Genomic DNA, 15,161 nt, shown 5'->3' on the forward strand with positions numbered 1-15,161 from the left:
GTACGAAGAACTCGGAGGTTCCCATGACCGCTGTGGGGAACGGTGCCCAGACCGCCGGCCGGCCCACCCGCCTGCCCCGTTCCGCGCGCCGCAAGCAGTTGCTCGCCGCAGCCCAGGAGGTGTTCGTCGCCCAGGGCTACCACGCGGCCGCGATGGACGACATCGCCGAGCGGGCGGGGGTCTCCAAGCCGGTGCTCTACCAGCACTTCCCCGGCAAGATGGAGCTCTACCTCGCCCTGCTGGACACGCACTGCGACGCGATCCTCGCGAAGGTGGACGACGCGATGCGCGGCACCAACGACAACAAGGAGCGCGTCGGCGCGTCGGTGCGCGCGTACTTCGACTTCGTCGACCACGAGAGCGAGGCGTTCCGTCTCGTCTTCGAGTCGGACCTGCGCAACGACCCGGCGGTGCGCCAGCGCGTCGAGCGGGTGGAGCAGGGCTGCATCGCGGCGATCACCGACACCATCATCTCCGACACGGGGATCAGCCGGGCGCACGCCGAGCTGCTCGCCTCCGGCCTGGTCGGCGCGGCCGAGACCGCCGCGCAGTTCTGGCTGGCCCGGGGCCGGCAACTACCCAAGGCCGAGGCGGAGGCACTGGTCGCGGCGCTCTCCTGGCGGGGCATCGCCAGCTTCCCGCTGCAAGGTGAGTCAGCCTGAACATCCGGCCCCGAGATCGGATAGCCTTCCCATCGGCGGCTCTTTCGCCCGAATGAGGAGGCACAGTGGAGGTCAAGATCGGCGTGCAGTACGCGCCCCGTGAGCTGGTCCTGGAGAGCGCGCAGTCGCCGGCCGAGATCGAGCAGATCGTGACCGACGCCTTCGGTAGGGACGAGGGCACCCTCTCCCTGACCGACGAGAAGGGCCGGCGGGTCATCGTGCCGGTCAACAAGGTCGCCTACGTCGAGATCGCCGAGGCGTCGCCGCGCGCGGTCGGGTTCACCGTCCGCTGAGTGGTCCGGTCGGCCGCGACGGGTGGCCGGACGATCGCCCGTCGCGGACCGCCGGTCGCGCTCAGTTGTTCAGCCCGGCGGCGGCCATCCGCGTGGTGTGTGCCGCGGTCAGCCGCCGGAACAGTTCCGGCACGTCCACCCGCCCGCCGCGCGTGACGAGCGCGGCGAACGCCCCGCCCTCGGCGGCGGCCACCCGACCGGCCTGCGACAGCGCCTCGCCGAGCAGTCGCCGCGCCCACATCGAGAGCCGGCCGGCCACCCTGGGGTCCGCCTCGACGGCCGCCCGGATCTCGGCGACGGCGAAGTCGGCGTACGACGAGTCGTGCAGCACGTCGAGGACGAGCTGACGGTCCGGCTCGGCCAGCGTCGCGGCGACCTCCCGGAGGAAGTCGTCGGTGATGGCGTCGCCCACGTACGCCTTCGTCACCGCCTCGGCCCAGTCCCGCGGCTCGGTCGAGTCGTGGTACGCCTGGAGCGGCGCCACGTAGGGCGCCATGGCGTCGTCGGGCAGTACGCCGAGCGCGGCGATCCGGTCGGCCAGCCGCCGGTAGTTGCCGATCTCGGCGGCGGCCATCTCGCCCAGCGCCGCCCGCCGGCGCAGGTCCGGGGCGAGCCGGGCGTCGACGGCCATCCGTTCGAAGGCGAGCAGCTCACCGAGGGCCACCAGGCCGAGCAGATCGACGACGGCACGGTCGGGCAGATCGGTCTCGGACACGAGCGCAGGCTACCGCCCGCCGACAACCCGGCCAGGAGTGACGCAAGTCACACCCATGGCCCCCGGCGTGGCGCGTGCGTACGGAATCAGGACGGCTCCGGGCCGGTTCAGGTAGCATGGAGCAGTTGCCGCGGGTGCCGACCTGGCCAGCCTGATCCGAGCGATCAGCCGGTTCGGTCGAGTGTGAGGCCCGCGGCGCGCGTGCGGCCCGGTCCGGCAAGGCAGTCTGCCGCCGACCGTGTGGCCCGCGCCACACCGAACGCGCCCTGAGGACATGACGGGGCGCACCCACGAGAGGGCACCCCCAAATCCACATGAGCGAGCTGACTCAAGACCTCATGGACGGCCAGGAACTGGCCGCCACCGCTCCGGTACGCCCGGAGGCACCCACCTTCGCCGAGCTGGGCGCGCGTCAGGAGACCGTCGACGCGCTGGCCGCGGCCGGCATCACCCGCGCCTTCGCCATCCAGGAGTACGCGATCCCGATCGCGATGCGCGGCATCGACATGATCGGCCAGGCGCCCACCGGCACCGGCAAGACCCTCGGCTTCGGCGTACCGCTGCTGGAGCGGGTCTTCGCGCCGGGCGAGGGCAGCGACGGCGTGCCGCAGGCGCTGGTCGTCGTACCCACCCGTGAGCTGGGCATCCAGGTGGCCAAGGACCTCGCCGCCGCGGGCCGGACCCGGGGCGTCCGGGTGCTGCCGATCTACGGTGGCGTGGCGTACGAGCCGCAGATCGACGCGCTGCGCAAGGGCGTCGAGATCCTGGTCGGCACCCCCGGCCGCCTGATGGACCTGCAGAAGCAGAAGCACCTGCGGCTGGACCGGGTCCGCGCGCTGGTGCTGGACGAGGCCGACCGGATGCTCGACCTGGGCTTCCTCGACGACGTCGAGAAGATCCTGGCGATGCTGCCGGAGGACCGGCAGACCATGCTCTTCTCGGCCACGATGCCGGACCCGATCGTCACCCTGTCCCGGCGCTTCCTGCGCCAGCCGATGACGATCCACGCCGGGCACACCGCCGAGACCGGCCCGTCGCCGCAGACCGAGCAGCTGGCCTACCGCACCCACTCGATGAACAAGATCGAGATCGTGGCCCGGATCCTCCAGGCCGAGGGGCGCGGGCTGACCATGATCTTCACCCGCACCAAGCGGGCCGCCGACCGGGTCGCCGAAGACCTCGACTTCCGGGGCTTCGCGGTCGCCGCCGTGCACGGTGACCTCGGGCAGGGCGCGCGGGAGCGGGCACTGCGGGCGTTCCGGGCCGGCAAGATCGACACCCTGGTCGCCACCGACGTGGCCGCGCGCGGCATCGACGTCAGCGGCGTCACCCACGTCATCAACTACGACTGCCCCGAGGACCAGGACACCTACACCCACCGGATCGGTCGTACCGGCCGGGCCGGGGCGACGGGCGTCGCGGTGACCTTCGTCGACTGGGACGACATGCCCCGCTGGCGGATCATCGACAAGACGCTGGGCCTGGACATGCCGGAGCCCCAGGAGACGTACCACACGTCCCCGCACCTCTACACCGAGCTGCACATCCCCACCGACGTCAGCGGCACCCTGCCGACCGCCGAGCGCACCCGCGCCGGGCTGTCGGCCGAGGTCGAGGAGGACCTCGGCGGCGGACGGTCCCGCCGGGGCGAGGGCGGCCGGGGCGCCCGACGCGGCGAGGGTCGCGGTCGCGGTGACCGCCGTCCGGGCCGCGCCGGTGGTGCGACCGACGCACCGGTGACCGACGCGCCCGCCGACGCCGCCGAGGAGGGCCCGCGCATCCCGCGTCGCCGTCGTCGTCGCCGTGCCGGCGAGACCGTCGCGGGCGAGCCGACCACGGTGATCGCCGCCGAGGCGGGCGAGGCCCCGGCCGCCGCCGAGGGCGAGGCCGCGAAGCCCCGCCGCCGCCGGCGCCGTCGTGGTGGCTCCGCCGCCGGTACGCCGGCCGAGGCGACCGCCGACTGACCGACGAACGTCACCCGAGATCCCCCGGACCGGTGTCCGGGGGATCTCCTCGTCCGGGCGGACACCTGCCCCGGCGGACACTGACCCCGGGCGGGCACCGGCCCTGGGCTGACGCTGACCCCGACGGGCACCGGCCCTGGGCGGACGCTGACCCCGGCCAAAGACACTCACCCCGGGCGGACACGCTGGCCCCGTGGGGCACCGGCCCCGGGCGGCTGCCCCACGGGGAAGAGCCCCCGGCGGACACCCCGTGTGCCGGGGAGGCCGCCGGTCGACGAGGAAGATGGAGCAATGCCCGAACCGCTGGACGCCGCCCTGACCGAGGTCCGGGCACTGCTGCTCGACCCGGCACTCACCCGCGCGGTCGCCGCCGGCCGACGCCGTGGTCACCGCCCCTCGATGGTCCGCGCCGAACTGCGGCCGGTCGCGCTCAAGGCCGGCGCCCGGTTGCAGATCTCCACCTCCGACGGCTCCCGCCCGTACACCCGCAACGTGGCCCCGGGCCCGGAGGCGGACGCGGCGGTGGACGCGCTGCTCGCCGAGCCGTTCGGCAACTGGCACGTGGAGACGGCCGACGCCACGCTCCAGTTGCGGGTCACCAAGTCCGGCGAGGCGCAGGTGCACCGGGCCGCCGCGAGCCGGCCGGCCGCCGAGCCGGGTGGGCACGACCGGGCGAAGGAGTACCTGCTCGATCCCGGCGACCCGATCTTCGCCGAGATCGGTGGCTCGGCGGCGAAGCGCCGCCAGGTCGACGCGTTCCTGCGGGCGCTGGCGGCGACCCTGCCGGACGACCTGACCGGGCCGCTGCGGGTGGTCGACCTGGGCTGCGGCAACGCCTACCTGACCTTCGCCGCGTACCGGTGGCTCGCGCAGCGCGGGCTCGACGTCGAGCTGGTCGGCGTGGACGTCCGGGAGGACCAGCGGCGACGCAACACCGAGCTGGCCGAGCGGCTGGGCTGGGCGGACCGGGTCAGCTTCGTGGCCGGCACGATCGCCGACGCCGTCGTGGAGCCGGCCCCCGACCTGGTGCTGGCCCTGCACGCCTGCGACACCGCCACCGACGAGGCGCTGGCCCGGGCGGTGCGCTGGAGGGCCCGCTGGGTGCTCGCCGCGCCCTGCTGCCACCACGACGTCGCGGCCCAGCTGCGTACGCGGCCGACCCCGGCGCCGTACGAGCTGCTGACCCGGCAGGGCATCCTCCGCGAGCGCTTCGCGGACGTCCTCACCGACGCGCTGCGGGCCGGGCTGCTCCGGCTGCACGGCTACCGGGCCGAGGTGGTGGAGTTCGTCGACTCCCGGCACACCCCGCGCAACCTGCTCATCCGCGCGCGACGCACGGGCACCGCGCCCACCGTCGCCCAGCGGGCGGAGTACCGGGAACTCATCGACCAGTGGGCGGTGACCCCACGGCTGGCGGCGCTGCTGCCACCGCTGCCCGCGCCGGACGCCGCCCCCGACGCCCCGGTGCCCGACGCCCCGGTGCCCGACGACGTCGCGGCCGCCCGCTGACGGGACGTCGCCCGTGCCGCCCGCCCGCCTGAGCGGCGGCCGTGGGGTGTGATCCGCGCCATTCCGGAGGGCGGAACATCCCGTACACGAGACGGTCTGGTCGGTCAGTCAATCGTTTCCTTACCTTTCCGTACTACCCTCAAGGGCGCACCGCCGGGTGCCGGCCGGGAGGGAAGACCCGCAGGGATGGGTTCCGTAGAGGTTTCGCCGCAGATGGCCTTCGCACGTTTCGTGCGGCGCGCCATCGACGACGCCCGCGAGGAACGCGGCTGGACCGTCACCGACCTGGCGTCCCACACGGGCGTCGGTCGGTCGACCGTGTTCCGTTGGCTCGCCGGGGACTGGCAGGACTACCCCGAGCTGGCGAAGGTGCGCGGCTTCTGCGCAGCGCTGGACCTGCCGGTCGCGGCGGCGTTCCGCGCGCTCGGTCTGCCCGACGCCGGTGCCGCACCCCGCCGCCGCGTCGACGACGGCCCGGTCGAGGCCGACGTCCGGGTGATCCTGCAACGGCTGGCCGACCCCACCGTGCCGGCCGAGGAGAAGCACCACATCCGCGACCTGCTGCGCTACCTGGCCCGCCGCCCCATCCGCCGCGCCGGCTGAGCACCCCACCCGCCACCCGGTGCGCGCCGGTGATCAGGACGCGTGGACGCTGTCGGGCGCTCTTGAGGTCCACGGTGTCCTGATCACCGTTGGAGGACGCAGCTTCGGGCGGCAGTCGCGAGGTCAGGCCACGATGAGCGTGAACTCGGCGGTCCGCACCACGCCGGCGACCTGGAAGTCCAGGTAGAGCCGGTAGCGGCCCGGGTCGGGCGCGGTCACCCAGAACGTCACCGCCCCGTCGACCGGCTGCGGTTCGGGGTGGACGTGCAGGTAGCCGAGATCCCCCTCGCGCAGGGCGACCAGGTGCCCGTACGCGCCGAGGTAGCGCTCCAGCGCCGGGCGCCCGCCCGCCGAGTCGACGCGGAACGTCAGCGGCACGGTCACGCCGGCCTGCGGTGTGCCCTGGTAGCTGACGGTGAACCCGTCGACGGTGGCCGAGGACGCCGCCGCCGGCAGCGGCCTCGGCTGGTAGCCGCCCGGCGCGGTCAGGTCGACCCCGAGGGTCACGGCGGTCTGCCGGCCGTCGTCGGCGAGCGCGGTGAAGTCGGCGTACGCCCGCCAGACCCCGGCCTGCGGCAGGGTCAGCGGCACCGACCAGGTGCCGTCGGCCGCCATCGTCGGATGCAGGTGCTGGTAGCCGGTCAGGTCGCGCCGCACCACGATCAGGTGCATCGGCTTGTCGTGCACGACCGCGAACCGGGTCACCGGCCGACGTTGCGCGTCCCGCACCTGGAAGCGCAGCTCGCCCGGACGGCCGGCGGTGAACGCGGCGGCCACCGGGGTGAGGGTGTAGCCCGCCGAGCTGACCGAGAGGCCGCCCGCCTGCGCCGCCGCGGCCTGGTCGGCGCCGTGCTCGTGGGCGCCGGTGCCCGGCGCGTGGCTGTGCCCGGTGAGGGCGCTGTCGGGTCCCACCGCCGCGGAGGGGCCGCCGCCGTCGAGCCGGCCGAGGCCGAAACCGAGCAGGACGGCGAGCACCAGCCCGCCGACGACCAGCGCCAGCCGGAGGGTGCTCCGGTCCGGCACGGCCGACACCTGCTCCGGGGCGGTGGTCACGCTGTCCGGCACGTCCGGTGCGTGGTCGGGCGCCGCCGACACCTGGTCAGGCACCGCCGCCGTCCCGGTCACGGCCGTGCTGCTCATGGGTCATGCCGCCCACGCTACCGCCCGTCGGCACGACGCCGGCCCGCCGGCGGTGCGGCGTGGCGACGGTCGCAGTCCGCTCCCGCCGGGAACTTTCCCGATCGCTGCATGACCGACGTCGCCGCAGCTCGGGCCCTGCCGGGAAGCATCGGCGGCGCGGGCGGCTCAGCCGGCCACGGCCAGCGCGAGGGGGAGCACGTCGGGGGCGCCGGCCCGGCGCAGCTCCCGGGCGGCCATCGTCATCGTCCAGCCCGAGTCGACCAGGTCGTCGACGAGGAGCACCGGCCCGTCGAGCCCGGCGAGGGCGTCGGCCAGCTCGTCCGGCACGGCGAAGGCGCCGTGCAGGGCGCGTACCCGCTGGGCGCTGTTGCCGCGCGGGCCCCCGGCGGGCGCGCCGGCCGGCGTCACCTGCCCGAGCAGCGGCAGCCGGCCCACGGCGGCGATCCGCTCGGCGAGCGAGCCGACCAGGCGGGGCCGGCGGCGCGAACCGACCGCGACCACGCCGACCGGGCGGCGCGGCCACCGCTCGTCGCCGTGCGCCCACGCCTTCAGCACCTCGACCACGGCGGCGGCCACGTCGTCGGGGACGGCGACGTCCGCCGCCTCCGGCCCGACCAGGTCGCGCAGCCGGCCGCCCCACCCCAGGTCGGACAGCCGCCCCACCGCGCGCCCCGGCAACGCCTGCTCCGCCGGGGCGATCCGCCCCTTCAGGGGTACGCCCACCGCCTCCAGCCCGGTCGGCCAGAGCTTCTTGGGCGCGATCTCCACCCCGGGCCGGCCGAGGAAGGTCTGCGCGGCGCTCAGCGCGGCGTCCGACACGTCGGCCGTGAAGAGCGGGCCGGCGCAGCGGTCGCACCGGCCGCAGTCGGCGGCGTCGGCGTCGTCCAGGCACTCGCGCAGGTAGCGCAGCCGGCAGTCGGCGGTGGCCGCGTACTCCCGCATGGCCTGCTGCTCGGCGGTGCGTGCCTCGGCGACGCGGCGCAACCGGGCCTCGTCGTAGACCCAGGGCTCCCCGGTGGCGAGCCAGCCGCCGCGCACCCGGCGGACCGCGCCGTCGACGTCGAGCACCTTGAGCATCAGCTCCAGCCGGGCCCGCCGCAGGTCGACGATCGGTTCGAGCGCCTGGGTGGAGAGCGGCCGGTCGGTGTGCAGGGCGGCCAGGACGGCACGGACCTGCTCCTCGGGCGGGAAGGCGAGCGAGGCGAAGTAGCGCCAGATGGCCGCGTCCTCGGCCCCGGGCAGCAGCAGCACCTCCGCGTGCGCGACGGCCCGGCCGGCGCGGCCGACCTGCTGGTAGTACGCGATCGGGGACGGCGGCGCGCCGAGGTGCACCACGAAGCCGAGGTCGGGCTTGTCGAAGCCCATGCCCAACGCGCTGGTGGCGACCAGCGCCTTGATCTTGTTGTCCAGCAGGTCCTGCTCGGCGGCCCGCCGGTCGGCGTCCTCGGCCTGGCCCGTGTAGGAGGCGACGGCGTAGCCCCGGGAACGCAGGAACTCGGCGGTCTCCCCCGCCGCGGCGACGGTCAGCGTGTAGACGATGCCCGAGCCGGGCAGCCGGTCCAGGTGGTCGGCGAGCCAGCCCAGCCGGTGCGCCGGGCTCGGCAGCTCGACCACGCCGAGGCGAAGCGACTCCCGGTCGAGGCTGCCGCGCAGCACGAGGGCGTCGCCCAACTGCTCCGCCACGTCGGCGGTGACCCGGGCGTTGGCGGTGGCCGTGGTGGCCAGCACCGGGGTGCGCTCGGGCAGGTTGCCCAGGAACGTACGCAGCCGGCGGTAGTCCGGCCGGAAGTCGTGCCCCCAGTCGGAGACGCAGTGCGCCTCGTCGACCACCAGCAGGCCGGTGGTGGCGGCCAGCTTCGGCAGCACGGTGTCCCGGAAGTCCGGGTTGTTGAGCCGTTCCGGGCTGATCAGCAGCACGTCCACCGCACCGGCGTGGATCTCGGCGGTGATCTCGTCCCACTCGTCGAGGTTGGCGGAGTTGATGGTGCGGGCCCGGATGCCGGCGCGGGCCGCCGACTCGACCTGGTTGCGCATGAGCGCCAGCAGCGGCGAGACGATCACGGTGGGGCCAGCGACCTCTTCTGCGCCGGTAGCCTCCCGGTCCCGCAGCAGGGCGGTGGCCACGAAGTAGACCGCCGACTTGCCCCACCCGGTGCGCTGCACGCAGAGCACCCGACGGCGGTCGACCACCAGCGCCTCGATCGCCCGCCACTGGTCCTCCCGGAGTCGGGCGTGCTCGCCGGCCAACCGCCGCAGCACCGCCTCGGCCCGCTCCCGTACCGCCGTCCGATCCTGGCTCATCCGGCATTTCTACCAGCTACGACGGACGTCCCGTTTCCGTGAGCACGGCGGACCGGTCCGGACGGCACCTCGGGGGCCACGCGGCGGCAGGGTGGCGTGCCAAGATCTGCGGCGGCAACAGTCCAGCCAGAAAAGAGAATCATGCGAATCACGCAGCAGGCCGGCCCCGCCGGAAGGGTCCGGCGGGTCGCGGCGGCCGCCGTCTCCCTGGTGGCCGCGACCTCGCTGGTCGCCGGGTGCGGGGACGACGACGCCCAGGACGCCCCGGCCGCCTCCTCCCCGACCCCGTCGGCTTCCCCGTCTGCCAACCCGAAGAGCACGCTCCTGGCAGCGGTACCCACCGAGGAGGACCCGACCTTCCGGTTCAGCGGCAGCGACCCGAGCGGCGCCGTCACCGGCGTGGTGGACCCGGCGGGCAAGGGCATGGACCTCACCGTCACCGAAAAGGACGAGGAACTCGACTTCACGATGAAGCTGTCCTTCCGCCTGATCGAACAGCGCTCCTGGATGAAGGTGAGCTTCGACGGCGCCGACCAGCTCAGCAGCATGCTGAAGCTGCCAAAGAAGTGGATGGAACTCGACCACGCGAAGCTGACCGACCCGGCCAGCGTGCCGTACTACGAGGGCGCCGACCCGGGCAACACCGGCGCGATCCTCCGGGCGGCGGGAGACACCGTGACGGACCAGGGCGGCGGGACCTACACCGGCACCGTGGACCTGACCCACGGCGAGCACGTACGCCAGGCCATGGCGGACGCCGTGGACGTCGACGCGCTCGGCGAGGCGGCGAAGACGGTCCCGTTCACGGCCGTCGTCGGGGCGGACGGGAACCTCACCTCGCTCACCCTGGAGATCCCGGCGGCCGGCAAGCGGAAGGCCACGAAGTACGTCGTCAAGTACTTCGACTTCGGCAAGGCCCCGAAGGTCACCGAGCCGACGGGCAGCCAGGCGCAGAAGGCGCCGGCCTCGGCGTACGAGCTGCTGAACGGCTGACGTACGAGGACACGGGGAGACGGGGTCGCGGTCGCACGAGGGGACCGCGACCCCACGCGGAAGCCCCGCCGATGGGGAGCCGTCGCCGGGCGGCGGCAACTCCACGTCGGCGGGGCCGGGGCCCGCGACCGTCAGGGGCGGCGGGACGGGGCGCGCAGGGAGTGCCGCAGGAGCGCCACGCGCGGGGCGAGGCTGGCCAGGCCGCCGGGGAAGAAGTAGACGGCCAGGATGAAGACCGTGCCGAGCACGAAGAGCGGCTGCGACAGCGGGTTACTCAGGAACGCCGGCAGGGCCTCCACCGCGTCGGACGTGCCGAACGCGACCAGCCGGTGGTCCAGGTACATGTAGAGGATGCCGCCGATCACCGGGCCCCACCGCGTGCCCGGCCCGCCGAGCACCACCATGACCAGCAGCGCCAGGGTCCACTCGGAGGAGGTGATGTGCGGCGAGGCACCGCCGACGATCAGGACGTAGACCACGCCCCCGGCCGCCGCCAGCCCACCCGCCAGGGTGAACGCCACCAGCTTGAACCGGTACGGGTCGAGCCCGAGCACCCCGATCCGCCGCTCGTCGTCGCGCAGGCCGGCGAGCACCCGCCCGGTCGGTGAGCCCGACACCCGGTGCACCACGAAGACCACCACGACCAGGTACGCCAGCGCCAGCCAGTAGAGGTTGACGGTGTTGGTGACCCCGACCAGCCCCTGCGGCAGCCCGGACACGTCCAGCGGCAGCCCCTCCTCGCCGCCGGTGAGCCCGCCGAAGTCGCGGGCCACCAGGATCGCCCCGACCTGGGCGAAGGCGAGCGTCACCATGGCGAACGCGATGCCGACGGTACGCAGCGCCACCGCGCCGAGCAGCGCGGCGAGGATCGTGCCGCCGGTGACGGCGAGCAGCCCGGCCTGCCACAGCGGCAGTCCCGCCTTGGTGACGAGGATGTCGGTGCCGTAGACGCCGGCGGCGAAGTAGAGGGCGTGCCCGAAGGAGAGCATCCCGGTGCGCCCGAACAGCAGGTCGTACCCGGCGGCCAGGCCCCCGAAGACCAGACAGACGGCGAGCAGTTGCAGGGTGCCCGGCGAGTTCAGCGCCCCCTCGAAGACGCCCGGCAGGTGCAGCGTGGAGTACGGCAGGATCAGCGCCACCACCAGCGCGACCAGCGGCAGGTACGGGCGCAGCCCGTGCCACCGCCGGTGCCCCGGCGTCAGCTCGTCGGGCACCGCCGCGGGCGGCGCCGGAACCTCGGGGCTCTTGACCTCGGTCATGCCGTTGCCACCTTTCCGGCGATGCCCTGCGGGCGCAGCAGCAGCACCACGGCCAGCAGCGCGACCACGCAGATGTCGCCCAGCCCGGAGGTGCCGTAGTAGTTGACGAACTGTTGGGTCAGGCCGACGGCGACCGCCGCGTACGCGGACCCGATGACCGAGCCCATCCCGCCGATGACCACCACGATGAACGCGAAGATCAGCAGTGAGCCGCCCTGGCCGGGCGAGACGGTGCCGAAGTAGACGCCGCCGAGCGCGCCGGCCAGCGCCGCCGCCGCCCCGCCGATGGCGAAGACCAGGGTGAACGCCTTGCGCACGTCGATGCCGAGCGCGGTGACCATCTCCCGGTTCTCCACGCCGGCCCGGATGATCAGGCCGTAGCGGGTCCAGCGGAGGAAGGCCAGGATCGCGCCGAGCACCAGCACCGCGGCGATGATCAGCAGCAGGCCGCCGTTGGGCACGTTGGCGCCGAGGATCGAGGTGACCTGCCGGGTCCACTCGGGGCGCGGGAACGGCCGGGCGTCCGCGCCCCAGGTGGCCTGGAGCAGCGCCACGCCGGCCAGCGAGAGGCCGACGGTGACCAGCACCTGCTCGATGGTGCGGGAGTAGAGCGGCCGGATCAGCACCAGCTCGACGAGCACCGCGACCAGCGTGCCGGCGGCCACCCCGAAGGCGACCGCGAGCACGAAGCCGAAGCCGTCCGACCCGGCGCCGGGCAGGTTGTGCGCCGCCCACCAGGTCCCGTACGCGCCGACGCCGAGGAAGACGCCGTGCGCGAAGTTGAGCACGTCGGCCAGGCCGAAGACCAGGGAGAGCCCGCTGGCGACCAGGAAGTAGAGCGCCGCCAGGCCGAGCCCGGTGAGCGTCAACAGGATGACGGTGTCCATCAGTGCTGGTCCTTCCGCGCGCCGGCCGGCGTACCGGCGGGGTGGTGTCCCTCCGCCGAGCCGACGCCCAGCAGCGACTTCGTCAGGGCGGTCTCCAGCAGCAGTTCCTGCGCGTCGCCGGTCCAGGCGACCCGACCGGCGGCCAGCACGACCGCGTCGCGGGCGAGCCGCCGCACCACGGCCAGGTTCTGCTCGACCAGCAGCACCGGCACGGACTCGGCGACCCGTTCCAGCACCTCGGCCACCTCGGTCACCACCTTCGGCGCGAGCCCCTTGGTGGGCTCGTCGACCAGCAGCAGCCGGTTGTCGTTGAGCAGCACCCGGCCGATCGCGAGCATCTGCTGCTGCCCGCCGGAGAGCGAGCCGGCCCGTTGCCGGCCGCGCCGGTCCAGCTCCGGGAAGAGCGCGAAGACCTTGTCGTACGCCGGGGTGCTGCCCCGCCGCTCGGCGAGCCGGAGGTTCTCCGCGACGGTGAGCCCGGCGAAGACGCAGCGGTCCTCCGGCACGTAGCCCAGCCCGCCGCGGACCAGCCGGTGGGTGGGCCGGGCCAGCAGGCTCTGGGCGCCCATCCGGACGGCGCCGCGCACCTCGCCGGCGGGCGGGGTGAGGCCGACGATCGCGCGCAGGGTGGTCGTCTTGCCGACGCCGTTGCGCCCGAGCAGGACGGTGACGCCGGTCGGGGCGACCGTGAAGGACACCCCCTGGAGGATGTGCAGCCCGGCGATGCGGACCGACAGGTTCTCCACGCTGAGAATGGGTTCCACTAGAGCGACTCCCCCAGGTAGGCCTCTTGCACGGTGGGGTTGGCCATCACCGTCTCCGGGGTGTCGCAGGCCAGCAGCGCGCCGTGGTGCATCACGGCGATCCGGTCGGCCAGCTCCAGGATGACGTCCATGTGGTGCTCGACCATCAGCACCGACCGGCCGCTGTCACCGGTGAGCGAGCGGATCACCGAGACCAGCTCGGGCACGTCCTCGGCGCTGACCCCGGCCATCGGCTCGTCGAGCAGCATGACCCGGGGCTCCCCGGCGAGCAGCAGGGCGATCTCCAGCTTCCGCTTCTCGCCGTGGGCGAGGGTGCCGGCCAGCGCCGTACCCCGGTGGGCGAGGCCGACGCGGTCGAGCGCCGCGTCGGCGGCGGCGGCGACCTCCCGGTCGGCCGCCGCCCGCCGCCACAGCTTCATCGAGCCCCCGCGGTGCGCCTGCACGGCGAGCCGGACGTTCTCCCGGACGCTGAGCGAACCGAAGACCGAGGATGCCTGGAAGGTACGGCCGAGGCCGAGACGGGCCCGCTTGTGCGGCGGCAGGGAGCCGATGTCCTGCCCGTCGAGGGTGATCCGACCTTCCGTGGCCCGGCGTACGCCGGTGATCAGGTTGAACAGTGAGGTCTTGCCGGCGCCGTTGGGCCCGATGACGCCGAGGAACTCCCCGGGCGCCAGGTCGAGGTAGACGCCGTCGACGATGGCGACCTCACCGATCCGCCAGGTCAGACCGCGGGTGGCGAGCATCTTTGTCAGCCCTTCATCGCCACGGCCGGCGGCGCGGACTCGTCCCCGGTCAGCGCCTTCTGGGCGGTGGCCGTGAACGCGGTGCCGCTGCCGGTCAGCTTGGCCTGGAACATCGGCTGGAGCAGCGCGTGGTCCTCGGCGCGGATGGTCATCTTGCCCTTGACCCCGTCGAAGCTCCACCCCTCCAGGGCCTTGACCATCTTCTCGACGTCGTCGCCGCCCTCTTCGATGGCGCGGACGACCATCTGCGCGGCCGCGAAGCCGTCCGGGTGGAACAGGTCGACGGTGCCGACCTTGGCCTTCAGCGCCTTCACGGCCTCGTTGTCGGAGGCCCCGTCGAAGTAGTGCGACAGGAACGAGATCTTGCTGCCGGCGGCGCCGAACGTCGGCCACGAGGCCCGGATGTCCAGGCCGGTGACGACCGTGGTGGAGGAGAGCACGCCCTGCTGGTCGAGCGTCTGCCACATCGCGGGGGCGGTGGTGCCGGCCCAGGCGACGAAGAGCAGGTCCGGCTTGGCGGACTTGATCTGGCTGGCGAACGGGGTGAACTCGGTGGCGCTGGCCGGCGCCCGTACGCTGCTGACGGCCGCGCCCGCACCGCCGATGACGGCCTTCACGGCCGCCTCGTTGGCGTCGCCGAACGCGCCGTCCTGGGCGAAGACCACGACCTTCTTGCCGGCCGGGTCGCCGATGAACGACTTGGCGGTGACCACGTCCTGGTACGACTGCCGGCCGGAGCGGAACGTGTACTTGTTCGCACCGGTCACCGCGTCGGTGGCGGCCGGGCCGGAGATGAAGAGGACCTTGTTCTGCGCGGCGATCGGGGCGACCTGGAGTGCCACGCCGGACGCCGTCGAGCCCGCGATGATCTTGCTGCCCTTGCCGATCAGGTCCTTGGCCGCGGAGACCGCCTTCGCCGGGTCACCCGCGTCGTCGACCTCGGTGACCTCGATGGCCCGGTCGCCCACCTTGTTGGTGCCCTTGGTGGCGAAGTCGAGGCCGGCCCTGAATCCCTCGATGTACTGCTTGCCGTAGCTGGCCAGGGCTCCCGACTGGGAGTAGACCAGGCCAACCTTCACCGGGGCGGCGCCGTCGCCGCCACCGGAGGCGGTGTCCTGCGGGCTGCCACAGGCCGTGGCGGCGAGCGCCGCGGCCATCATCGTGGCGGCGGAGAGGAACACCCGCCGCGTCGTCCGGACCGTCATTGCGACTCCACGTGAGGACTCGGAGGTAGGGAACTCATATGACGGCTCACGCTAGAAGTGACGTCACCCACGGGCTATGTGGCTGAAACACACAAGTAACAGGGGTGGGGTGGCCGGAGGTTA

Annotated in this window: 14 protein-coding genes; 6 read left to right on the forward strand and 8 right to left on the reverse strand. The window is 73.8% G+C overall.

All coding sequences use genetic code 11. The features are described 5' to 3' along the window. Nucleotides 1-23 precede the first annotated feature (23 nt). On the forward strand, nt 24-662 hold the full coding sequence (locus ACTMS2_RS15860; protein WP_088998297.1) for a TetR/AcrR family transcriptional regulator: 639 nt from the start codon (nt 24-26) through the stop codon (nt 660-662). 65 nt (nt 663-727) lie between these two features. After that, complete coding sequence (locus ACTMS2_RS15865) at nt 728-955, forward strand: DUF3107 domain-containing protein (protein ID WP_441176055.1); 228 nt, start codon at nt 728-730, stop codon at nt 953-955. A 61-nt stretch (nt 956-1,016) separates the two neighbouring features. Here the strand turns inward: ACTMS2_RS15865 and ACTMS2_RS15870 are convergent, their stop codons facing one another. Further along, entirely contained in the window at nt 1,017-1,670 is a 654-nt protein-coding gene (locus ACTMS2_RS15870) for a ferritin-like fold-containing protein (RefSeq protein ID WP_441176056.1), read from the reverse strand. Nucleotides 1,671-1,984: 314 nt separating this feature from the next. Here ACTMS2_RS15870 and ACTMS2_RS15875 point away from each other — a divergent pair, with 314 nt between their 5' ends. The 3 genes from ACTMS2_RS15875 to ACTMS2_RS15885 all read left to right on the forward strand — a co-directional run bounded on the left by ACTMS2_RS15875 (nt 1,985) and on the right by ACTMS2_RS15885 (nt 5,746). Then, entirely contained in the window at nt 1,985-3,634 is a 1,650-nt protein-coding gene (locus tag ACTMS2_RS15875; protein WP_441176057.1) for a DEAD/DEAH box helicase, read from the forward strand. 291 nt (nt 3,635-3,925) lie between these two features. Continuing rightward, entirely contained in the window at nt 3,926-5,143 is a 1,218-nt protein-coding gene (locus ACTMS2_RS15880; protein ID WP_441176058.1) for a class I SAM-dependent methyltransferase, read from the forward strand. Nucleotides 5,144-5,329: 186 nt separating this feature from the next. Beyond that, entirely contained in the window at nt 5,330-5,746 is a 417-nt protein-coding gene (locus ACTMS2_RS15885; RefSeq protein WP_101412845.1) for a helix-turn-helix domain-containing protein, read from the forward strand. A 123-nt stretch (nt 5,747-5,869) separates the two neighbouring features. Here ACTMS2_RS15885 and ACTMS2_RS15890 read toward each other — a convergent pair whose 3' ends face one another. After that, nucleotides 5,870-6,886 carry a hypothetical protein gene (locus ACTMS2_RS15890; protein WP_441176059.1) on the reverse strand — a complete coding sequence of 339 codons (1,017 nt, stop codon included), beginning with the start codon at nt 6,884-6,886 and terminating at the stop codon, nt 5,870-5,872. A gap of 165 nt (nt 6,887-7,051) precedes the next feature. Further along, nucleotides 7,052-9,187 carry a DEAD/DEAH box helicase gene (locus tag ACTMS2_RS15895; RefSeq protein ID WP_441176060.1) on the reverse strand — a complete coding sequence of 712 codons (2,136 nt, stop codon included), beginning with the start codon at nt 9,185-9,187 and terminating at the stop codon, nt 7,052-7,054. 141 nt (nt 9,188-9,328) lie between these two features. On the opposite strand from ACTMS2_RS15895, the gene ACTMS2_RS15900 reads away from it, so the two are divergent. Continuing rightward, entirely contained in the window at nt 9,329-10,180 is an 852-nt protein-coding gene (locus ACTMS2_RS15900) for a hypothetical protein (protein WP_441176061.1), read from the forward strand. A gap of 131 nt (nt 10,181-10,311) precedes the next feature. Here ACTMS2_RS15900 and ACTMS2_RS15905 read toward each other — a convergent pair whose 3' ends face one another. Genes ACTMS2_RS15905 through ACTMS2_RS15925 form a run of 5 tightly spaced genes read right to left on the reverse strand, consistent with a single transcriptional unit; the run spans nt 10,312 to nt 15,038 of the window. Next, nucleotides 10,312-11,439: a branched-chain amino acid ABC transporter permease gene (locus ACTMS2_RS15905; RefSeq protein ID WP_441176062.1), complete on the reverse strand. Its 1,128-nt coding sequence runs from the start codon at nt 11,437-11,439 to the stop codon at nt 10,312-10,314. After that, the gene (locus ACTMS2_RS15910; RefSeq protein ID WP_441176063.1) at nt 11,436-12,326 is read right to left on the reverse strand and encodes a branched-chain amino acid ABC transporter permease; all 891 of its coding nucleotides are present in this window, start codon (nt 12,324-12,326) and stop codon (nt 11,436-11,438) included. The genes ACTMS2_RS15905 and ACTMS2_RS15910 overlap by 4 nt, the downstream gene beginning before the upstream one ends. Beyond that, complete coding sequence (locus ACTMS2_RS15915) at nt 12,326-13,090, reverse strand: ABC transporter ATP-binding protein (protein ID WP_088998287.1); 765 nt, start codon at nt 13,088-13,090, stop codon at nt 12,326-12,328. The genes ACTMS2_RS15910 and ACTMS2_RS15915 overlap by 1 nt, the downstream gene beginning before the upstream one ends. Then, a complete protein-coding gene (locus ACTMS2_RS15920) occupies nt 13,090-13,833 on the reverse strand; it encodes an ABC transporter ATP-binding protein (RefSeq protein ID WP_088998286.1) in 744 nt (247 codons plus the stop codon). The genes ACTMS2_RS15915 and ACTMS2_RS15920 overlap by 1 nt, the downstream gene beginning before the upstream one ends. 5 nt (nt 13,834-13,838) lie before the next feature. Further along, a complete protein-coding gene (locus ACTMS2_RS15925) occupies nt 13,839-15,038 on the reverse strand; it encodes a substrate-binding domain-containing protein (protein ID WP_441176064.1) in 1,200 nt (399 codons plus the stop codon). Nucleotides 15,039-15,161: the final 123 nt, after the last annotated feature.

Origin of the sequence: Micromonospora sp. SD12, from assembly GCF_052068495.1 — a bacterium.
Lineage (GTDB): Bacteria > Actinomycetota > Actinomycetes > Mycobacteriales > Micromonosporaceae > Micromonospora > Micromonospora echinofusca.